Origin of the sequence: Azospirillum isscasi (assembly GCF_030849505.1) — a bacterium.
In the GTDB taxonomy this organism is placed as follows: Bacteria; Pseudomonadota; Alphaproteobacteria; order Azospirillales; family Azospirillaceae; genus Azospirillum; species Azospirillum isscasi.
This window is the reverse complement of sequence record NZ_JAUJFI010000011.1, coordinates 40,508-61,592: the sequence shown is the minus strand read 5'-3', so window position 1 is coordinate 61,592 and position 21,085 is coordinate 40,508. Positions and strand designations below refer to the sequence as shown.

At 69.8% G+C, this 21,085-nt stretch carries 18 protein-coding genes; 6 read left to right on the top strand and 12 right to left on the bottom strand.

The annotated features are described in order from the left end of the window. Window positions 1-116: 116 nt before the first annotated feature. On the bottom strand, window positions 117-899 hold the full coding sequence (locus tag QSG27_RS04535) for a response regulator transcription factor (RefSeq protein ID WP_306703943.1): 783 nt from the start codon (window positions 897-899) through the stop codon (window positions 117-119). Between the two features lie 710 nt (window positions 900-1,609). On the opposite strand from QSG27_RS04535, the gene QSG27_RS04530 reads away from it, so the two are divergent. Beyond that, window positions 1,610-2,368, top strand: a complete 759-nt coding sequence (locus QSG27_RS04530) for a response regulator transcription factor (protein ID WP_306703942.1) — start codon at window positions 1,610-1,612, stop codon at window positions 2,366-2,368. Window positions 2,369-2,431: 63 nt separating this feature from the next. On the opposite strand, the gene QSG27_RS04525 is transcribed toward QSG27_RS04530, so the two are convergent. After that, on the bottom strand, window positions 2,432-3,349 hold the full coding sequence (locus QSG27_RS04525; RefSeq protein WP_306703941.1) for a response regulator transcription factor: 918 nt from the start codon (window positions 3,347-3,349) through the stop codon (window positions 2,432-2,434). A gap of 385 nt (window positions 3,350-3,734) precedes the next feature. Further along, window positions 3,735-5,231, bottom strand: a complete 1,497-nt coding sequence (locus tag QSG27_RS04520; protein ID WP_306703940.1) for a right-handed parallel beta-helix repeat-containing protein — start codon at window positions 5,229-5,231, stop codon at window positions 3,735-3,737. Window positions 5,232-5,426: 195 nt separating this feature from the next. Here QSG27_RS04520 and QSG27_RS04515 point away from each other — a divergent pair, with 195 nt between their 5' ends. Next, window positions 5,427-7,223 (top strand): glycoside hydrolase family 15 protein, encoded by a 1,797-nt coding sequence (locus tag QSG27_RS04515; RefSeq protein ID WP_306703939.1) that lies wholly within the window; start codon window positions 5,427-5,429, stop codon window positions 7,221-7,223. A 58-nt stretch (window positions 7,224-7,281) separates the two neighbouring features. Here the strand turns inward: QSG27_RS04515 and QSG27_RS04510 are convergent, their stop codons facing one another. Then, window positions 7,282-8,490 carry a BON domain-containing protein gene (locus tag QSG27_RS04510; protein ID WP_306703938.1) on the bottom strand — a complete coding sequence of 403 codons (1,209 nt, stop codon included), beginning with the start codon at window positions 8,488-8,490 and terminating at the stop codon, window positions 7,282-7,284. A 505-nt stretch (window positions 8,491-8,995) separates the two neighbouring features. On the opposite strand from QSG27_RS04510, the gene QSG27_RS04505 reads away from it, so the two are divergent. Both QSG27_RS04505 and QSG27_RS04500 read left to right on the top strand, forming a co-directional pair. Next, window positions 8,996-10,609, top strand: coding sequence for a ribonuclease J (locus QSG27_RS04505; RefSeq protein WP_306703937.1), 1,614 nt, complete (start codon window positions 8,996-8,998; stop codon window positions 10,607-10,609). 112 nt (window positions 10,610-10,721) lie between these two features. Continuing rightward, window positions 10,722-11,051, top strand: a complete 330-nt coding sequence (locus QSG27_RS04500; protein WP_306703936.1) for a hypothetical protein — start codon at window positions 10,722-10,724, stop codon at window positions 11,049-11,051. A gap of 13 nt (window positions 11,052-11,064) precedes the next feature. Here QSG27_RS04500 and QSG27_RS04495 read toward each other — a convergent pair whose 3' ends face one another. From QSG27_RS04495 to QSG27_RS04480, 4 genes are all read right to left on the bottom strand, one after another. Next, the gene (locus tag QSG27_RS04495) at window positions 11,065-11,394 is read right to left on the bottom strand and encodes a hypothetical protein (RefSeq protein WP_306703935.1); all 330 of its coding nucleotides are present in this window, start codon (window positions 11,392-11,394) and stop codon (window positions 11,065-11,067) included. 122 nt (window positions 11,395-11,516) lie between these two features. Continuing rightward, complete coding sequence (locus QSG27_RS04490) at window positions 11,517-12,479, bottom strand: hypothetical protein (RefSeq protein ID WP_306703934.1); 963 nt, start codon at window positions 12,477-12,479, stop codon at window positions 11,517-11,519. Window positions 12,480-12,623: 144 nt separating this feature from the next. After that, window positions 12,624-12,812: a hypothetical protein gene (locus tag QSG27_RS04485; protein ID WP_306703933.1), complete on the bottom strand. Its 189-nt coding sequence runs from the start codon at window positions 12,810-12,812 to the stop codon at window positions 12,624-12,626. 158 nt (window positions 12,813-12,970) lie between these two features. Next, window positions 12,971-15,973, bottom strand: coding sequence for a PAS domain-containing protein (locus QSG27_RS04480; protein WP_306703932.1), 3,003 nt, complete (start codon window positions 15,971-15,973; stop codon window positions 12,971-12,973). A 3-nt stretch (window positions 15,974-15,976) separates the two neighbouring features. On the opposite strand from QSG27_RS04480, the gene QSG27_RS04475 reads away from it, so the two are divergent. Next, on the top strand, window positions 15,977-16,114 hold the full coding sequence (locus tag QSG27_RS04475) for a hypothetical protein (RefSeq protein ID WP_306703931.1): 138 nt from the start codon (window positions 15,977-15,979) through the stop codon (window positions 16,112-16,114). A gap of 178 nt (window positions 16,115-16,292) precedes the next feature. On the opposite strand, the gene QSG27_RS04470 is transcribed toward QSG27_RS04475, so the two are convergent. Continuing rightward, window positions 16,293-17,705, bottom strand: coding sequence for an amidase (locus QSG27_RS04470; RefSeq protein ID WP_306703930.1), 1,413 nt, complete (start codon window positions 17,703-17,705; stop codon window positions 16,293-16,295). Beyond that, complete coding sequence (locus QSG27_RS04465) at window positions 17,696-18,925, bottom strand: MFS transporter (RefSeq protein ID WP_306703929.1); 1,230 nt, start codon at window positions 18,923-18,925, stop codon at window positions 17,696-17,698. The genes QSG27_RS04470 and QSG27_RS04465 overlap by 10 nt, the downstream gene beginning before the upstream one ends. Window positions 18,926-18,954: 29 nt before the next feature. Between QSG27_RS04465 and QSG27_RS04460 the strand changes: the two genes are divergently transcribed. Next, complete coding sequence (locus QSG27_RS04460; RefSeq protein WP_306703928.1) at window positions 18,955-19,311, top strand: hydroxyisourate hydrolase; 357 nt, start codon at window positions 18,955-18,957, stop codon at window positions 19,309-19,311. 14 nt (window positions 19,312-19,325) lie between these two features. Here QSG27_RS04460 and QSG27_RS04455 read toward each other — a convergent pair whose 3' ends face one another. Continuing rightward, window positions 19,326-20,141, bottom strand: coding sequence for an ABC transporter permease (locus tag QSG27_RS04455; RefSeq protein WP_306703927.1), 816 nt, complete (start codon window positions 20,139-20,141; stop codon window positions 19,326-19,328). Beyond that, a complete protein-coding gene (locus QSG27_RS04450) occupies window positions 20,134-21,027 on the bottom strand; it encodes an ABC transporter permease (protein WP_306703926.1) in 894 nt (297 codons plus the stop codon). The genes QSG27_RS04455 and QSG27_RS04450 overlap by 8 nt, the downstream gene beginning before the upstream one ends. Window positions 21,028-21,085: the final 58 nt, after the last annotated feature.

The window sequence follows — 21,085 nt, the reverse complement described above, 5'->3', positions numbered from 1 at the left end:
CGGCCCGGCGGTGGCCGACGCGGCGGTGCGCCTCGGCCTGCGCGGGGTGTTGAGCGGGCGGATGCCGCTGGCGGAGGTCATCGCCGCCCTGCGGCTGATCCATGGCGGCGGTACGGTCAGTCCCGATCCCGGCTGAGCGTCCGCCGGATCGCCGGTTCGGGCTGGCCGGGCTGCCAGGCCTTGCGCACGGCCTCGGCGCGGTTGGCGGCGCCGAGCGCCCGCAGGATGCCGCGGACATGGACTTTCGCCGTGTTCTCGCTGATCCCCAGCTCCTGTGCGATGACGCGGTTCGACTTCCCTTCGCGAAGCCGTTGCAGCACGCTGCGCTGGCGCGCGGTCAGCGCCGCCCCGCCGGATGGCGCGGGCGGGTCTTCCCCCGCGGCCTCGCCCCCCGCGGCCTCGCCACGCCGCATCAGGCGGTGCAGGAAGGGGGAGGGGAAGAAGGTGCCGCCGCTGGCCACCAGCCGCACCGCCTCCTGGGCGACGGCGAGGCCGACGCTGGTCGGCAGGCATCCCCGCACGCCCAGCCGGCAGGCTTCCAGCGGAAGCTCCGACTCTTCCCCCTCGGACAGGACGACCAGCGGGGTGCCGCGGAAGGCACCTGCGAGTTCGCGCAGCGTCGCGAGGACGTTGCCGCCCGGCGGGGTCAGGCTGACGACGTTGCACAGCACGACCGCGGGCGTGGTTCCGCCGGCGAGCATCGCCTTCGCTTCCTCCAGCGACGCCGCGGTCTGCACATGCAGCGACGGGTCGCGCAGGCCGAGCCCGGCGGACAGGCTTTCGCGGGTCAGCGGCGTCTCGTCCAGAAGAAGGGCCGCGATGCTCCGGGACCCGTTCGCCGGGCCGGAGCCGCTGGCGCCGCCGCGGGGCGATGGAGCCGCCTTCGCACTCGATACCATGTATGAATGTCTCCCGGCCCGTTTGCCTGACCCAATGCTGCGCTGCACCCATAGAACCGTCAACGTCAATCCCGCGCAGATTTAACTATGTCGGCCTTTCCCTTTACCTCCTATTTGAAGTATTTCCGTTCGAATTCCGTGTATTCCGGAGAGGTTCCAGCGCCCGGCATCCGGAAGCGCAATATTCCCTCGCCGAAAGGCTTTCCGTTGGTCAGAGCGCACCCCGGCCCGGCATGCGCCGTTCGGTCCTGTTCTTTCGGGCGCAGGGGCGGGCGGGGCGTTTCGACAGGCCGGCCCGATCCCGCGTCGGGAGGATGGGGATGAGCGTTCTACGCCGTACCCATCCTCACAAAGGCGTACGGGACTGGAAAACCAAGCGCTTCGGACGCCGGAATGGGTACGGGATCAGGCGCTGTCCCGGCACAACCGTGCATCGAAGTGCGTATTTACGAGCCAGTCTGTTCTGGTAACGTTGAAAACATCAAATGCAAGACGCGCAAGCATTCCTGATGATCTTTCAACAGAAACAAACCAAGCGGTCGGCAGGGAAAGGCGCTGAAAATGAGAATAATGAAATCTTTCCGAGTATCCGCGGGCGGACGCGCTCACCCGGTAATTGAATCCTTATCCATGTCCGGGGACGGACGAAGTTCGGGAGCCCTGGTTTGACATGGTGAAAGGGATTGGCGTTTGACCGAAAGGGGGAGCGGATGACGACGGAAATCACGCAGCAATCGGGGATTGCCCCAGGGACCGCCCCGGGGATAGCGGTGGTCCTGGTGGACCCGAACAGCCTGACGCGCGACTGTTTCGCGCTGGGCCTCGGCACGCTGTGCCAGGACATGACCGTGCGGTCGGTGGCCTCCCTGAAGGACGCCGCCGGCGTCCTGGCGCGGGACGGGCGGACGGAGGTCGTGCTGTGCAACATCGGCGCGCAGATGGGGCTGAACGACGTCCTGTGCGCCGCCATCCGCGACGCCGTGTCGGCCTGCCTGCCGGTGCCGCTGGTGATCATCTCCGACCGCGACGACGGCGGGATGATCCTGGAGAGCCTGCGCCTCGGCGTGCGCGGCTACATCGTACCCAGCCTCGGGCTGGGGGTCATGCTGGAGGCGATCCGGCTGGTCGCCGCCGGGGGGACCTTCGTGCCCGCCACCTCGCTGCAATCGCTCATCGCGCCGGTGCCGGGGGGCATCGCGGTTGCGCAGACCCCGCCGCCGGGCGCGGCGGTGCCGGTGACCGACCGCATCGGTGGGCTGACGCCGCGGGAAATGGCCGTGCTGACCTGCATGCGCGAGGGCAAGTCGAACAAGATCATCGCCTACATGCTGGGCATGTGCGAGAACACGGCGAAGGCCCACGTGCGCAACGTGCTGAAAAAGCTGGGCGCCACCAACCGGACGGAGGCCGCCTTCATGGCGCACGCCCATCTGTCCCGCGGTGCGGCCTTGGAAACGAACCAGCCCTGACAGGATTGCGGCGACGCGAGGGAACGGCGCGGGACCGGAGTCCGCGCCGTTCCCTGCGTTCCTTCACTCTTCCTCGCGCATGACGCGGCACACCGCTTCCGTCCGGTTGGTGGCGCCGAGCCGCCGCAGGATGTTCCGCACATGGACTTTGACGGTGCTTTCCCGCATGCCCAGCTCGTGGGCGATGACCTTGTTCGGCTTGCCTTCCTGAAGACATTCCAGAACGGCGATCTGGCGGGGAGTCAGCTGGGTCAGGTGGGGCTTGCCGTTGACCGCGGGCGCCATGGCGGCCAGGGGGGCGGGGGGCACCGGATGGGTCGCGGGGGCCTGCCCCAGGATCAGCCGGTGCAGGATGGCCGCCGGAACGAAGATGCCGCCCGCGGCGACCAGACGGATCGCCTCCAACGCCATCGTCAGGCTGAGGGTGGTGGAGATGTAGCCGTGCGCGCCCTGGCGGATGGCCTCCAGCGCGGTCGCCGTCTCGTCGGAATCCGACAGCATGATGAGCGGGATGCCGTTCAGCACGGCCAGCAGTTCCGCCAGCCTCGGCTGGAATTCCGGGTCGGAGGCGAGCCGTCCGCTGAAGTTGGCCAGCGCGACGTCCGGTGCGCCGTCGCGCCGCACCACGCCTTCCAGATCGGCTAAGGAGGCCGCCGTCAGCACCCGCACCCCCCGCCCGCACAGGTTCAGGCTGGTGGACAGGCTTTCCCGCGTCAGCGGTGTTTCGTCGTGCAGGATGGCCGTGACGATCTGATCCTCCCCCAGGGGCCGCGTGCCCCCGGACATTCGGTAATAGGACCCGAACGAGCCGGAATCGTTCATCGGAGTGGCGTTGCGGGGGGTTGCGTTCATCGGGAAGACGGTCACGGACGCGGCGGTCGGGGGGATGGCGGCCAGGATGCGGTCGGGCGTGAAGGGCGTGTCCGATGAGGCGCGGCGGAAGGCGGTCGGCAGGCGCGCTCCGTCTTTGCACGGCAACATACAAAACCTCCTTCTGCCACGCTTCCGCCACGCGCTCCGAACCGTTTCCCCTGGACACAGCCCTCCGTTGAACCGGGCAGGATCGTCGCCAACATCGCGCCCGTCGAAGATTTTGGCACTCTGGGCAAAGATTTTGGCCTTGTTCGATCAAAGGAACCGGATCAAGCGGAAAAGCGATGTTGTAGGAGGCTTATGCGACCGCATCGAGTCTATAACATCGCAGCTGTTTTTGACCGTCAATCGCAAACAAGATCATAATACTGTGCGCGGATATCCGCAAAGTACCACCAAATTAGTGAGTTTTTCAAAATTGTAACGGTGTCGCCGAAACCTTTCCTTGTCGGGGCGTTCCCGATCTTCTCCCTGGCGAAGGGGCGGCCGGGGATCACCGGCTCCCGTCCGCAGCCGCCGGGGGGCAGGCCAGCGGGGTTTTCTGCGGGATGCCCGCCTGGAGCACGCTTCCCGCCTCCTGCCCCTGGGCGCGGATGGCGTTCCAATCGGCTTCCGCATCGTTCCAGAACCAGACCCGCTCCCCCAGATCCGCCAGATGATAACTGTTGCCGTACAACCGGTTGCCGGCGGCGACCACGGCGTTGTCGGCGTCCACGTCGGTGACGGCGCCGACGCGCGCGTTGGCGTTGCGGATGACGATGCGGTTGCCGAAGATTTCGTTGCCGACGGCGGGGGTGTAGGGCGCGCGGTCCTGGGACACCACCGTCACCGCGTTGCCGTAGCCCCCCGGCACGTCGATGTCGTTGCCGTAGACCTTCACGCCCTGCGCGCTTGAGATCAGGATCTGGGCGCCCCAGAACCAGCCCTGGCCGCGCTGCCCGTTGTCGGCGACGCGGTTGTTGCGGATCACGCCGTCGTAGCTGATCTCGTAGGTGATGCCGTTGTCGGCGTTGCCGAAGACCAGATTGTCCTCGATCACGAGCCCGTGCACGTCGATGTCGGCCCAGATCCCGGCGCCCACATTGTCGTGGACGCAGTTGCCGCGGACGATTCCGCCGCCGCGGGATTCGGTGATCTTGCCGCCGCCGCCCTCCCAATGGAAATCGACGCCGGCATAGCCGTTGCGGGCGAACTCGTTGCCGGCGATCAGGAAGTCCGTCCCCGACCCGGAAAAGCCGGCGTGGCCGTTGTCCAGGACGCGGTTGCCGAGAATGCGGCTGCCGCTGCCGGCGTTGATGCCGACTCCGTGGTTCAGGCGCACGAGGGTGTTCCGGACGGTCCAGGCGGGGCCGAACTCCGCGTCGATGGCGGCGGCCTGGATGGGGGCGGCGTATTTCTCGACGGTCAGATTGCGGATGACGACGCCCGACGCCTTGCCCCCGAAGGCGCGGGCGGTGACGCTGGTTTCCACCGTCCGTCCGGTGGGGTCGTCGCCGACCACGATCTCGTCGGCGTCGTAATCGAAGAACCAGCGCCCCGGCCCGACGGCGGACCGGCTGCCGACATGCAGCATCGGGGCGTCGTCGATGAACAGGTCCTCCGGGCGGGCGCAGCGGGGGAAGCCGGCGCGGCAGAAATCCGCCGCGTTGACCCAACCCTCCTGCGTCTGCCCGCGGGCCACCCAGACGGAGCCGCGGCGGGTGAAGGCGGTCAGCCGCCGCGCCCCGCTCAGCACCGCGCCGGGAGCACCCTCGAAGACGTTGCGGTCCTTTGGGACGATCGAGTGCAGGCGGTGGACGCCCGCCTCCAGCCGGAAGCGCGTGCCGGGGGGGTGACGGTCCACCGCCGCCTGGATGTCGCTGCCGGGCCGCAGCGGGACGGCGGGAGGCTCCGCGCCCACGGCGGCCGGGCAAGCCGCCAGAAAGGCGGCGGCCGCAAGCCGGACAGGATGGAGGGCATGCAGCCGGGTCGTGACGAGTCCTGCTCCCATGGTCGCCCCCATGCGTTCTGTTGCGTCGATGCGCGCGGCTGCCGGGGGGAAGACGCTATCATTCCCGTCCGGCGGCCAGAATCGTCAAAGCGGACGACACACCTTCGTCGGGATCGGGCGCCGCCCCGCGGGAACCCGGGGGGACCGCGGGCCGTTGCCCAAGGGCACACCCCTCCCATCGTTCGAGCGCGCGCCATGGCCTCCCGCATCGAGGATTACGCCCTTCTGGGGGACTGCGAAACCGCGGCCCTCCTGTCCGCCGAAGGCTCCATCGACTGGCTGTGCTGGCCGCGCTTCGATTCCGACGCCTGTTTCGCCGCGCTGCTGGGCACGCCGGAGAACGGGCGCTGGCTGCTGCGCCCGCGCGATCCCGACGCGCGGACGGGCCGGCGCTACCGCGGCGACAGCCTGATCCTGGAGACGGAGTTCGAGACGGCGGAGGGCGCCGTCACCCTGATCGACTTCATGCCGCCGCGCGGGGAGGCGTCGGACATCGTGCGCATCCTGCGCGGGCGGCGCGGGCGCGTTGCCATGCGGATGGACCTGACGCTGCGCTTCGGCTACGGGCACATCGTGCCGTGGGTGACGCGGATCGGGCCGCACACCCTGCGCGCCATCGCCGGGCCGGACATGATCGTCCTGCACACCAGCGCCCCGATCCACGGCGAGGATCTGAGCACCGTCGCCGACTTCACCGTGGCGGAGGGGGAGAGCGTCGCCTTCGTGATGACCTACTCCGCCTCCCACCTGCCGCTGCCGGAGCCGGTCGATGCCGAGCAGGCCCTGGTGGAAACCGAGCGTTTCTGGGAGGAGTGGAGCGGGCGCTGCACCTACGGCGGCCCCTGGCGGGACGCGGTGATGCGGTCGCTGGTCACGCTGAAGGCGCTGACCTACCGCCCGACCGGCGGCATCGTCGCCGCCCCGACCACCTCCCTGCCCGAACAGCTCGGCGGGGTGCGGAACTGGGACTACCGCTATTGCTGGTTGCGCGACGCCACCCTGACCCTGCTGGCGCTGATGAACGCCGGCTATATGCAGGAGGCGCTGGACTGGCGCGACTGGGGCCTGCGCACGATCGCCGGCAGCCCCCGGCAGATCCAGATCATGTACGGCATCGCCGGGGAACGCCGTCTGCTGGAATGGGAGGTGCCCTGGCTGCCCGGCTACGAGGGCGCCGGCCCGGTCCGCGTCGGCAACGCCGCGGCCCCGCAGCTCCAGCTCGACGTCTACGGCGAGATGATGGACGCGGCGCACCAGGCCCGGATGCGCGGCATCACCATCAAGCCGGAAGCCTGGCGCGTCCAGTGCGCGCTCCTCGACCATATGGAATCGGTGTGGGACCAGCCGGACGAAGGCATCTGGGAGGTGCGCGGCGGCCCGAAGCACTTCACCCATTCCAAGGTGATGGCCTGGGTCGCCGTGGACCGCATGGTGAAGAGTGCCGAGAAATTCGGCCTGGATGCGCCGCTGGACCGCTGGAAGGCGCTGCGGACGGCGATCTGCGAGGACGTCTGCGCCAACGGCTATTCGCAGGAGCGGCGGAGCTTCGTCCAGCATTACGGCGCCGGCCACGTCGATGCGGCCCTGCTGATGCTGCCGATGGTTGGCTTCCTGCCGGTGGACGATCCCCGCATCCAGGGCACCGTCGCCGCCATCGAGCGGGAACTGATGCAGGACGGCCTCGTCATGCGCTACCGGACGGAGCGGACCGACGACGGGCTTCCCGACGGAGAGGGCGTGTTCCTCGCCTGCTCCTTCTGGCTGGCCGACGTCTATGTGCTCCAGGGGCGGCAGGCGGAGGCGGAGGCGCTGTTCGAGCGCTTGCTCGCCCTGCGCAACGGCCTGGGTCTGCTGTCGGAGGAGTACGACACGCGGGCGAAGCGGCTGGTCGGCAATTTCCCGCAAGCCTTCTCCCACATCGCGCTCATCAACACGGCCTTCAACCTGACCCGCGCGGAAAAGCCCGTGGAGCAGCGCAAGGACGGGGATTGACGGGCGGAGGGGAGGCCCCTCCCGCCGGTGGCGGCGGAAGGGGCGCGTCGGGGACGGCTCAGCGGACGGTGCCGCCGGTGCGGCTGGTGCTGGACACGGTGCTGCCCGTCGTGCCGGCGGTTCCGCTCATGCTGGTACCGCTGGTGCCGCTGGTACCGGAGGTGCCCATTCCGGAGGTGCCCATTCCGGTTCCGGACCCGGAGGTGCCGAGACCGGCCATGGCCGACGCCCCGGCGGTGGTTCCGCCGCTGCCGTAGGTCTGCTGGCGGACGCGCAGGTTGTTCTGCACATGGCGGACGCCGGAAATCGTCTCCGCCATGTCCTCGGCGCGGCGCTTGGTCCGGCGGTCGTCCACCGTCCCGCTCAGCGTGACTTCGCAATTGCTGACGGTCACGTCGATCTCGGACGCGTCGATGTAAGGATCATCGGTCAGGCGGTCGTTCACGTCCTCGCGGATGCGGTCGTCGGAGCGGGTGTAGCCGCGCGGCCCGCGGCCCCGGTGGAACTGGGAGCCACGCTCGTCCTGCCGGGCGTCCATGCGGCGCCGGCGCTCCGCATCCTCGTCGCCGAACCAGGAGGCCACCTCGTCGCCGGCCCGTTCGAGGAAACCGCGATCCTCGTTGCGGCCATAACCACCGCCGCCACCGCCGCCGCCGCCATAGCCCATGCGGCCGTAATCGCGGCGTCCGTAGTCCCGGCTTCCGTAATCGCGGCTTCCGGAACCGTACGACCCGTAATCGGAGCCGCCATAGTCGCGGCTTCCGTAGTCACGGCCACCGTAGGACCCGCTGCCGTAATCGGAACGCCCGAAGCCGCCGCGATACCCGAAGTCCTGGCCGTAGTCGCCGCGGTCCTCATAGCCCTGGCGCTCGTCGCGGGAGCGCCAGTCGCGCTGGCCCTGGCCGTAGGCGCCGCGGGACCCGTAATCGCGCCCGTAATCGCGAGATCCGGAGCCCTGGCCGTAGGAGCCCTGGCCGTAATCGCCGCGGCCTTCCTGCTGGCGCCAATAGTCCCGGCCATAGTCGAAGCCTTCGCGGCCCTGGCCCTCGTAACCGTAGCCGGGCTGGCGCCCACCGCCGCCCATCATGGCGGAACGGCCGGACTGACCCCAGCCGGAACCGGACTGGCCGAATTCGTCGCGGCCACGGTTCTGGTACGGACCGCCGCTCCATTCGCGGCTCTCGCCACGCTCGCGGTCGCGCTCCCACCGGTCCTCGTCGCGGCGGTAGCCCTGGTCGTTCCTCCACCTGGATTCATAGTCGGACATGGGATACTCCCCATTTGAACGGTGCCCGTTCACCGGGCGTCCGCAATCAACAGGGCAATGGGCGAAGGGTCGCGGCGGCGGGGCGGCTTTGTTGCCATGCGCCGCACACAGGCCAGCCTCCCGCCCGGCTGCCGGGCGCCCATTTCCGCCGCCCCGCTGCCGCCCCGCTGCCGCACCGCGAAAAATCAGCATCGGCGGCCCCTTGAACGCGGCGGTGGAGGAAACATATGTGCAACGTCGCCGGGAAATGGCCGTAACCTTCGGGTGACCGTCCGGCACACCCCATTGCGAGCGGCGATTCAACGGTTGACCAATGGCCCCGTCTGGATTACTGGCTCGAACAGCGCTCTCCCTGGCCGCATCGGCTGGCCGCCTCGACCCGTCCCCACGGTCCTGGCGCCGCCGGCGAGGCCGGGGAGACCCCCGAGATCCGCATCGACACCCGATGCACGCCCGCCCGGCAGCGTTGAATGCCGGCCCGTGATGTTGTGAAGCAGAAGGACGTATGACGTTTGACAACAAGCGCCGCCGCGCGGCGCCCAAGGGCGGCAACCGCCCGAACTCCAATCTCGGCGGCAACCGCCCGAACACGATTGTTGGTGATGTCCGCAACGGCAAGTCCGGCGGTCCCCGTTTCCAGAAGAACCAGAATCCCGTCAAACCCTTCGAGCGGCCCCGGGTGAGCCGCCCGGCGGGCGCGCCGGTCCCCGGCCCGGTGCCGGGCAACGACGAAATCCTGTTCATCCCGCTGGGCGGCTGCTCGCGCATCGGCATGAACATGGCGCTCTACGGCCATGCCGGGAAATGGCTGATCGTGGACGCCGGCGTCGCCTTCATGGGCGACGAGGCGCCGGGCATCGACAGCCTGATGGCCGATCCCTCCTTCATCGAGGAGCGGATGGACGACGTGGTCGGGCTGGTCGTCACCCACGCGCACGAGGATCACATCGGCGCGATCCACCATCTGTGGCCGGGCCTGGAATGCCCGATCTACGCCACCCCCTTCGCCGCGCACGTCATCCGCGACCGGCTGAAGGAGACCGGCGGCCTGCGCCATGCCCGCATCCGCGTGTTCGAGCCGGGTGCGGCCTTCGAGATCGGCCCCTTCGGCATCGAGACCATCACCGTCACCCACTCGATCCCCGAGCCGGTGTCGGTGGCGATCCACACCAAGGCCGGCACGGTCCTGCACACCGGCGACTGGAAGTTCGACCCGCACCCGCTGGTCGGCCCGACCATGGACCTGGACGCGCTGAAGCGGCTGGGCGACCGGGGCGTGCTGGCGATGATGTGCGACAGCACCAACGCCAACGTGGACGGCACCACCGGGTCGGAGGCGGACGCCCGCGCCGGCCTGATGGACGCCTTCGCCGGGCGCAAGGGCGCCATCGCGGTGACCGGCTTCGCGTCCAACGTCGCCCGCATGCAGGCGGTGGCGGAGGCCGCGGCGGCCCACGACCGCAAGGTGGTGCTGGTCGGCCGCTCGATGCTGCGCATGGAGAAGGCGGCCCGCGCCAGCGGCTATCTGGACAAGGCCCCGGAGTTCATCTCCATCATGGAAGCCTCCTGGACACCGCGCCGGAACCTCGTCTTCCTGTGCACCGGCAGCCAGGGCGAGGAGCGGGCGGCGCTCAGCCGTCTGGCCCGCGACGGCCACCGCGAGCTGTGGCTGGAGGGCGGCGACACGGTGATCTTCTCCGCCCGCGCCATCCCCGGCAACGAGGAGGCGCTGGCCGACGTGCAGGATCATCTGAAGGCCAAGGGTGTGGAGGTGGTCACCCCCGCCGACGCGCCGGTGCATGTGTCGGGCCACCCGAAGCGGGACGACCTGATCCGCATGTACGACCTGATCCGCCCGCGCTTCGCCGTGCCGGTGCACGGCACCATGGAGCATCTGGAGGCCCACGCCCGTCTCGCCCGCGCCTGCGGCGTGGACCGCGCGCTGATCCCGGAGGACGGCGACATTCTGCGTATTGCGCGGGAGGGCACGGCGGTGATCGGCCATATGGAGCCCAAGCGCCTCGCCAACACCGGGCGGGAGCTGATCCCCTGGACCGGCCTGCCCGAGGCGGAGGACGTGGACGTCCTGGCCGAAACCCTGGAGCAGATGGCCGCCTGACGCGGCCATCCTGTCCACAGGCCACCGCCAACCACGAGAAGGGGGCTCCCCACCTTCCATCCGCGCGCATCGGGGGCCGGTTCACGGCCCTGTTTTTTCGGAGAGTTCGCCCATGGCTGGCTATCCCGCCGACCGGCTTTCCTTTCCCGACATCCTTGACCCGGTGCTGGAAGCGCCGGACGGGGACGACGCCGCCCTCGACCGGGCCATCAACGAGGTGGCCGAGGCGCTGGCCGACAGCGGGACCCTGATCGTCGATGCCTTGGGCCAGGCGGCCTGCGGCGTGACCGACGAGGAGGCCGTCCTCGGCCTGATCGACACCTACATCCGCGTCCTCCTGCATCTCGGCGAGGTCGAGGAGGCAGCCGAGATGGGCGAGGTGATCGAACGCATCCAGCGTTTCCAGAAGCGCCGCAAGCGCCGCGGGTCCCGCGCCTCCTGACCCGGCCCTCCCGTCAGACCGGCGGGACCGTTCCGCCGGTCAGCCAGCGGGTCGCCAGGGCGCGCAGACGCGCGGTCTGCTGCCGCTGGCGGTGGACGGAGACGGCGTAGCCGATCCCGGTGAAACCGACGATCACCACCCAGAACCCCAGCAGATAGCGCCAGTCCGCCCCCGCGGTCAGCAGGACCAGCAGGACCAGCGTCACCACCCCCGCCACCACCCAGCCGACGATCCGCAACCGCCGGAAGGCGGCCTCGTCGCTTTGTTCGAAATCCTCGGCCAGCGCCTGGATTTCCAGTCCGGCCTGACGGCGTGCCTCCGCCGCCGGGTTCAGCGCATCCATGCGATCTCCATTCCGTCCTCCGGCGCGATGATCCGTCACATTCGCCCGCTGTGAAAGCCCGCTATGAAAGGAAGAACACGCGAAACGCGCTTCCGGCCATGCCGGGCCTCCCCCCATCGCCGTCAGCCGGCCCGCCGCCGCTCCCGCGCCGGGCCGCCGAAATGGTCGAGCGCCTGGGCCAGCGCGTCGTCGAACACCTCCGCCTTCTCGGTGAAATAGTCGAAGTAGCCGTAGTGGCGGCGCAGCGGCAGCTCGGTCAGGGAGCGGATGCGGTAGGCCGGGTCGTTCAGCGTGCCGCGCTCCATCAACTCGATCACCCGGCGCAGCCGCGCCACCTCCGCCTTGTAGGAGTTGGCGAACCACTGGCGGATCTTCCAGTTCTCCACCTCCAACTGGTTGCGCGGAACCGGCCCGATCCAGGACACGGGGAAGGGGGCGGCCACCGTCACCTCGTCGAAGCCGTGCAGTTCCGACAGGATGATGCTGCGGTGATAGGCGCCGTCGATCAGCCCGCCGGGAGCCTCCTCGAAGCCGTAGAGATAGAGCCAGAGGGCGCTTTCCACCGCCTCCGCGGTGATGTCCTCCAGCCCGGCCTCGCCGGCCATCAGGCGGCGGGCGGCGGCGTTGCCGTGCAGCAACCCGTTGCCGGACCGGAAATCGTAGGTGTTGAAGACGACGCCCACCTCCGCCTCGTTCAGGGTCCGGGCGATCTCGGCCACAGTGTCGCGGTCGCGCACCGGGGCGTATTGCCGGGCCGGCATCAGCCTCTCCAGCACCGCCGAGGGCGACAGCGGGACATCCAGCCAGCGGCGCGCATGCTCGTCCAGCACGGGGCGGAACACGCCCTTGTGTCCGAACATGGCGGTCTGCCAGGTCCGGATCAGCCCGCCGGACGCTCCCTTCTGTTCGAGAAGCAGGCGGCGGACATCCTCGCCGCGCAGCCATGCGGCCAGCACGACGATCTGCCCGGAGGTCACCGTGAACAGGTCGGGCATCCGCTCCAGGCGGTCGAGTGCCGCCAGCACACCCGCGCCGTGCAGGTTGAATCCGCCGAAGCCGCCCAGGGCGACCGCTCGTTTCTGCATGGTAAAACTCCAACCGAAGAACAACCGGCCCACGCGGCGCCGCTGTCGCGGACCACCGCCGGGCAAGCCCCGCAGCCGCCCCTGATGGGCGCGCGGGGCGTTTCACAGCCGATGTGTCAGGGAAAAATCCGGGACCGTCGGTCCTTAACCGGCGACCCGTCCGCCGTCCAGGCGGTGGGGGTTCGCGCCGTCGGTCCGACCTGTCAACGCCGCGGCCAGCCGGCCCAGGAGGGACCGGAGATGGTCGGCGCGCATTCTCGCGGCCTTGCGGCGGATGAGCTGCATATCGCGTTCGGACGGAAGGGCGGAAGCGAAGATCGAAGGCGTGTTCATAAGGGACCTCCTCAAAGGATTGAGAAGGCGTCTCCCCCTCGGGAAAGGGCTTATTGTTATGTTGCAGTGCACAACATGGGGCAGCGTCACTGTCCGGTCAAGGCTGGTCCGTTTTTTGTCCGCCGCGGCCTCCGGCGTCCTCGCGGTTGGGAAGGGACTCAGTCCCCCGTCCGGCTCAGCGGATTCTCGTCCAGAAGGTCCTGGATGGCGCTCTGAAGCTGCCGCGGCGTGATCGGCTTGCGCACCACGGCCAGCCCGAGCGCCGCCGCGTCGCGGTCGCAATCTGTGCCGATCTCGCCGGTCAGGACGATGGCGGGCACGGGCGACCCGACCAGCGCGCGGATCTGCACGATGGCGTCCGTGCCGATCCGGCCGTTGCGCAGCCGGTAATCGGCGACGATCAGGTCCGGGCGGCGGTCCCGGTCCCGCAGCCGTTCCAGCGCCTGTTCCGCGGAACCGGCGACGACCACCTCGTATTCCCATTCCTGGAAGATGGTCCGCAGCCCCATCAGGACGATCACATCGTCCTCGACCAGCACGGCCAGCCGCCCCCCGCCGGAGGGCTCGGCGGCAGGCTCGGGAAGGGACTGGGGGACCGGCGCTGCGATGGCGCGCTGGGCTTCGATGGAGAAGACCGACCCCTTGGCCGGTTCGGAGCGGACCGTCACCGGATGGTTCAGCAGCCGCGACAGCCGCTGCACGATGGCCAGCCCGAGCCCGAGCCCCTGGCTGCGGTCGCGCTCGGTGTTGCCCACCTGATGGAACTCTTCGAACACCTTGGCCTGATGCTCCGTCGAGATGCCGATGCCGCTGTCCTGCACGCTGATGCGGACGGTGCCGTCGGGCGCCTCGCAGAACACGCGGACATGGCCTTCCTCGGTGTAGCGGATGGCGTTCTCCACAAGGTTGCGAAGCATCCGGCCCAGCAGCAGCCGGTCGCTGCGCACGGCCAGATCCGGGGCGGGCTGGACGACGGTGAAGTCCAGGCCCTTGCTGGAGGCGATGGGGGCATAGGCCGCCTCGATCTCCTCCAACAGGGGGCGCAGGGGCAGCGTGGCGATCTGGGGGGTGATGACGCCGGCATCCAGGCGCGACACGTCCAGCAGGCTGTCCAGCAGGTTCTTCAGCGTTTCCAGCGCGCGTTCCAGCGACGCCAGCGGGCCGCGGCCCTTGTCGGGATCGACGTGGCGGTGCAGGACCCCGGCGAACAGCAGGGCGGATTGCAGCGGCTGGCGCAGGTCGTGGCTGGCCGCGGCCAGGAATTTCGATTTGGAGACGTTGGCCTCGTCCGCCTTGGCCTTGGCGTCGCGCAGGGCCTGCTCCATGGCCTTGCGCGCGGTGATGTCGATGTTCAGCCCGCTCAGCCGGACCGGGCGTCCGTTGTCGTAGATCGGGCGCCCGATGACCATGATCCAGCGGACGCCGTCGCGCGGGTGGTGGATGCGGAACTCCCCGCGGTAGTCGGGACGCCGGGCCTCCAGCACGTCGGTGGTGAAGCGGCGCACCGCCTCCCGGTCCGCCGGATGGACCAAGTTGTAGAAGGTCACGTCGTTGGGGGTGAAGCTGTCGGGGCTGACGCCGTAGAGGCGGTACATGCCCTCCGACCAGGCCAGCGTCCCGTCGCGCAGGTCGAAATCCCAGATTCCGGCCTCCGCCGCGGCCAGGGCGATGGTCAGCCGCTCCTCGCTGCGCCGCAGAGCCTCCTCCAGGGTCTTGCGCTCCGTGATGTCGATGGTCAGGCCGTTGAAGTGCTGCGGCGTGCCGTCGGGGCCGTAGCTGACGCGCCCCATCGACGAGACCCAGCGGATGGCGCCGCCGGGCTGGATGACCCGGTATTCCATCTGGATGTGGGTCCGCCGTTCGGCGAGCATTTCCGACTGCGCCTTCAGGGTGGCGACGTCGAAATCGTCGGGATGGACCACCGAGCGCCAGACCTCGCCGGTCGTCTCGTGCACGGCGGGGTCGAGGCCGAAGATGCGGTGGGTTTCCTCCGACCAGTGCCCCTGACCGCTTTTCAGATCCCAGTCGAAGGTGCCGGCGAGCGCGGATTCCAGGGCGAAGCTCAGCCGGTCCTTGCTCTTGCGCAGATCGTCCTCGGCCCGGCGGCGCCGGGTGATGTCCAGCAGGTAGACCGACAGCCCGTCCGCCTTGGGAAAGGCCCGCATCCAGAACCAGCGACCGGTGCGCGCCCCCTGGAATTCGGCGTCGGTCGGCGTCTGCTCGGCCATCGCCTGGTGCGCCTTGTGCCACAGCGGCGTGTCCTTCAGCTCCGGAAAGGCGTCCCACAGCGACTGCCCGCGCAGGTCGCGGCCCTGGGCGATCAGGGCGACCGCCTTGTCGTTCAGGCAGGTGAAGCGCCAGTCGCGGTCCAGTTCGATCACGCCGTCCACCGTGCTGCCGAGCACCGCCGCCATGCGCAGCGCGTTGCTGCGGGCCAGCTCGTGGGCGCGCAGGAAGCGCCACAGGCTCCAGCCCGCGGTCAGCCCGGCGCACAGGAGGAGCCCTCCGAAGATGACGAGCGTGCGCCGCGCCGCCGCGTTGACGGGCTGCATGGCCCGGTCCTTGTCCAGGCTGACGTGGAGATACAGGTTGGGGACGCCGGCGGCCAGCGGCGACACCGCGGTGACCCGCATCCGGCCATCCGGCCCCACCACCTCGACCACCCGCCGTTCGCCCCGGTCCAGCAATTGCCGGTAGGGCGCGGGCAGCAGGTTGCCGACGATCTCCGGAAACTCGGGCTGGTGCGCCAGGACGATGCCGGAGCGGTCGGCGATCAGCACCTCCGCGTCCAGGGGCAGGCTCTTCTCGCTGAGGAACAGGTTCAGCCATGCGGTGTCGAGCAGCACCGCCGTCACCCCCGCCGGAACACCCCCCTCGTCCCGGTAGGCCAGGGCGAACGGGATCGAGGGACGCCCGGTGGTGCGGGACGTCAGGGTGGCTCCGTTGGTCGGCTCCCCGGAGGTCAGCGCCTCCTGCCAATAGGAGCGGTCGGCGACCGACAGGCCGCGGGCCTGCGGTCGGGTGGAGCACCAGATGGTGCCGGTCCGGTCGCTGACGCTCACCGCCAGATAGGGGGGGAACTTCGCCTTGATCCGGGCGAGCGTGTCCTGGCAGTCCGATGGGGAAAGCCGCCCGATCCCCATTTCGGTAAGAGCAACCAAAACGTGTTCAATATCGTCAGCGATGCGCTGCTGTTCGGATTCGACCTGGTCCAGAAGCTGCATCGAATCCTGACGGATTTCCGCTTCCCGGGACTTTCGCAATTCAAGGATGTTGTGTGCCTCGAAAGCGATCAGCGGTAATGCAACCAGAAGGAAAAAAATCGACAACCGACGCGCTGACCATCCAGGCCGCTGGTCCGGCTCGTTGGTCTTCACCCTTTGCTCCTTATTCGGTAGCTTCGCGGGCGAAGATTGCCAGAATACGATGGCAAGCGAAACAGGCTGTCCGTTCTATCCCGATCGCCGACCCGCTTTCTCTTCAAGAAAACTGTTGCAGTATGGGTGCTGCGTAACCACAGGTGGCTTCCACCACGGCGGCGAGCCGCAGCACCGCCGCGTCGGACAGGCGCGGGCCGGCGATCTGGAGCCCGACGGGAAGCCCGCCGCTTCCGGCAACCCCGCAAGGGACCGAGCAGGCGGGCGCGTAGCAGTGATTGAACAGCGGTGTGAAGACCGCGTGGCCGCGCGGCGTCACCGAACGGCCCTCGATGGTGGCGGGGCCGAGCCGGTCGAACGGCCAGGCGGTGACCGGGGTCGTCGGGCAGACCAGCAGGTCGTGGCGCGTGAAGAGGGCGGCCAGCGCACGGTACGCCTCCTCCCGCAGGTGCAGGGCACGGGCGACCTCCGCCCCGCTGGTGCGCAGGCCGGCTTCGATCTGCTGGGCGATGTCGGGGTCGAAGAGATCGGGCCGCGCGCGGTAGCGCTCGCCATGGAGCGCGGCGAGGCCGGCGAACTGGAGGGGCATCAGGCCGCTTTCTCCGGCCCCCTCGGGCCAGACGGGGTCGGCCTCCTCCACGATGGCGCCGGCATCGGCGAGGCGGTGGACGGCGCGTTCCACGCAGGCGGCGACCTCCGGGTCCACCGGCGCGCCCAGACCCAGCCGGGGGCTGTAGGCGATGCGCAGGCCCGCCGGGTCGGGGTTGGCCGTGGCATCGACGAACGGACCGGACACGGCCACCGACTGCGGGTCGCGCGGGTCCGGACCGGCCAGCACGTCCAGCATCAGGGCCACGTCGGCGACGGAGCGGGCCATCTGGCCGATCACCGAATTGCCGAACACCGGCTCCGCGAAGCCGATGGGGTGGGGGACGACCCCGGCGGACGGCTTCATGCCGACCACTCCCACATGGGCCGCGGGCCGGCGGGTGGAGCCGCCGCCGTCCGTGCACAGGGCCAGCGGCGCCAGCCCCGCCGCCACCGCGCTGGCCGCCCCGCCGGACGAGCCGCCGGGGGTCAGAGTCACATCCCAGGGGTTGCGGGTCGGGCCGTGCAGGAGGTTCGTCGTCACCCCCTTGCAGGCGAATTCGGAACAGTTGGTGATACCTGCGAAGACGGCCCCCGCGGCGCGCAGCCGGGCCACCGCCACCGCGTCCTCCGGCGCCACGAAGTCCTGGAACAGCCGCGATCCCTGGCGGACCGGCTGGCCGCGCACCCAGATGTTGTCCTTCACGGTGAAGGGCACGCCCAGCAGGGGAAGCGCCTCCCCCCGCGCGGCGCGCTCGTCGGCGGCCCGCGCCTCCGCAAGCCCGGCGTCCGGGTCGAGATGGACGATGGCGTTCAGCCGCGGATTTTCCGCCGCGATCCGTTCCAGCAGGTCGCCGTAAAGGGCGGCGGCGCTCACCTTGCGGGTGGCGACCTGTTCGGCGATGCGGCGGGCGCTCATCAGGTGCATGGGGTGTCCTCGGCGGCAGGCGCATGTTCCGGGGGAAGGGCCGGAGGAAGAGGGATGACCAGGGCGCCGGCGCCGGCCAGCGTGGCGGCGGCCATGGTCAGATAGCCGGCGGGGTAGCCGAAGCCTCCGGCGACCAGAAGGCTGAACAGGGCCGGCCCGGCGACCAGCCCGGCATAGGCGATGGCGAGCATGCCGCCCGTCGCCTCTCCCGCCCGGCCCGGCGGGGCGAGGCGGGCGACCTCCGTCACGAACAGGCCGTTCCAGCCGCTGGCCGACAGGCCGAAGGCGGCGCAGACCGCAAGAACGGCGGGCACCGGCCAGCCGGGGGAGGCGAGGGCGATCAAGGCGGCGCTCCCGCTCATGGCGATGCCCAGCCCGGCCAGGATCGCGCGGGGCGGTGCCCAGCGGGTCGCCACGAGGCCCCAGCCGATGCGCCCGGCCAGCCCGGCCCCCTGCGCCACCGCCAGCGCCGTCCCCGCCAGCGGCAGGCTCCAGCCCAGGCCGGTGACCGCGAAGCTGACCAGAAATCCGTTCAGGCAGAGCTGCATGGCGGAGAAGGCGCAGACCGCGATGGCGAGACGCCGCAGCGCCGGCTCTCCGGTGACCAGATCGAGCGCGGGTTTCAGCCCGCCGCGTCCGGCCGGGCGGGGGGCGGTCCGGTCGTCGCCGTCGTGGCGGCGGGCCAGCGGCTCCAGCAGCAGCGCCAAAGCGGCGGTGAGGGCGGCCACGGCCAGCAGGCTCGCCTGCCAGCCGAAGGACAGGGCGAGGAGCGGCACCGCGACGCCCGCCGCCATGCCGCCATACTGGTTGCCGGTCTGGCGCAGGGAGAAGACCAGCGGGCGCCGGGCGGGCGGGGTCAGGCGGGCGAGAAGCTGCGTGCTGGCCGGCGTCTCCGGACCGAAGGCGAAGCCCAGGGCCAGCGCGCCCAGCAGGAAGGCGGCGGGCACGGCGGTGCCCGACAGCAGCGCGGCGGCGACGGCGGCCAGCAGGCATGCCTGGCAGGTGCGCACCGCGCCCCAGCGCCGGATCAGCCCGCCCGCCCCCAGCGACGCCGGGATGGCGGCGGTGAAGACGACCGCGGTATAAAGCCCGAGCAGCCCGGGATCGACTCCCAGGTCGGGCGCCGCCTGCGGCGCGATCACCGGAATCGAGAAGAGGCACAGCGCCAGGAACGCCTGGACCGCCGCCATGGCGACCAGAGGCAGCAACCAGACGTTCATGGGGGCTCCACAGGGAAAGGGATGGGCCGATGGGCGGCGGGATTTCGTTGCATGCGGTGGATGTGGCGCGCGGGGTGCCCGCCGAGGGGATGCGGGTGGAACTGTTCGCTTTGCGGGACGGACTGCGGGACAGGCTAGCGGAAAGCCGTTTGTGTGCCAATGGTGCACTCGACCATCCGGTGGTTCGGGGCGAGGGCGTGACGGCGGGCGTCTACGAGGCGGTGTTCCACATCGGCCCCTGGCTGCGCGCGCAAGGCGCGATGGCGGCGGAGCCGGCCTTCCTGGAGGAGGCGCCGTTCCGCTTCACCGTCACCGACGTGGCGCAGCACTACCACCTGCCGCTGAAATTCACCCCCTGGGGCTATTCGCTGTTCCGCGGCGCCTGAGGGACAAGCCTGTCTCAGCGGAGCTGCCGCGACAGTCCGGCCACGCGCTCCATCACCACCATCGCCAGGACGGTGACGGCGATCAGCACGCCGGACACCGCGGCGGCACGGACATCCAGGCTGTTCTCCAGGATCTGCCACATGCGGATGGGCAGCACCTCGTTGCGGGCATCGGCCATGAACAGCGACACGGGAATGTTGTCGAAGCTGGACATGAAGGCGATGAAGGCCCCGGCGCCGATTCCGTTGCGGATGGTCGGCAGGGTCACCCGGCGGAAGGTGTAGAAGCGCCCCGCCCCCAGGCTCTCGGAGCTTTCCAGCAGGGCGGGGTCGAGCTGGGCGAGGCTCGCCAGCGTGGTGCGCAGGACATAGGGGACGCTGACCACGATGTGGCCGACGGCCAGCGTCAGGAAGGACAGCTCCACCCCCGCCGTGCTGAAGAACACCAGCGAGGCGAGGCCGAAGGCCAGCGCCGGCAGCACCAGCGGCGACATGAACAGCGCGTCCAGCCCACGTGCCCAGGCCCGCCGGCTGCGCCCGATGGCCAGTGCGGCGGCGGTGCCCAGCACCACCGACACGGCGGTCACCACGGCGCCCAGCTTCAGGCTGACCAGGGCGGCGTCCTGAAGCTGCCACGCATCGATCAGCGAGGCGTACCAGCGCAGGCTGTAGGCGGGCGGCGGGAACTTCAACGAGTAGCCGTCGGTGAAGGAGGTGACGAGCACCACCAGAGTCGGCGCCGCCAGCAGCAGCAGCGCCGCGCCGGCGAGCGTGCCCATGACGAGTCCGAAGGAGGCGCTTCCCAGAGTCGGGCGCTGCATGTCAGGCATGGACGTACCCCTTGCTGGCGCGGCCCAGCAGGTTGAACAGCATCACCACACCCAGCACCGACACCATGAAGACGATGGAGATGGCGGCGGCGAAGGGCCAGTTGTGGAGCGTGATGGTCTGTTGATAGATGTATTGCGGCATGAACAGCATCTGCCCGCCGCCCACCAGCGACTGGGTGATGAAGGCGGTGACCGACGCGGCGTAGGTCAGCAGGCAGCCGGCGACGATTCCCGGCAGGCTCAGCGGCAAAGTCACCTTCCAAAAGCCCCGCCACGGCCCGGCGCCCAGCGCCGCCGAGGCGTCGAGCAGGTTCGGGTCCAGCCGCGACAGGGTGGTGATCAGCGGCAGCACCATCAGCGGCATCTGCACCTGAACCAGCGCCGCCACCAGCCCGCCTTCGGTGTAAAGCAGGCGCAGCGGCGTCTCCGCCAGCCCCAGCGACAGCAGCAGGGTGTTGACGATGCCGTCCCGCCCCAGGATGACGATCCAGGCGAAGGTGCGCACCACGACCGAGGTCAGCAGCGGCAGGATGATCACCAGGATCAGCGCCGACTGCATCCGCGGCCCGCTGCGGGTGTAGAGCCAGGCCAGCGGGTAGCCGAACAGCAGGGTCAGCGCCGTGACCTTGACGCCGAGATAGAGCGTGCTGCCGAGCACCGCGAGGTTGAAGGCGTCGCCGAAGAAGCGGACGTACTGGTCCAGTCCGAACCGCGTCATCTCCGCGTCGGCGAACAGACTGACGGCGACCAGCAGCAGAAGCGGCGTCACGAAGAACACCGCGAAGAAGGCGGCCAGCGGCAGCGCCAGCGTCCATTCCCGCCCGATGCGGGTCCGGGCGGCGGTCGCGGGTCCGGCAAGTCCGGCGGTGATGGCGGCGGCGGTCATGGGCGGGGTGTCCTGCGCGGGAGGAGAAAAGCCCTCCCCTGCGTCAGCGGGGGAGGGT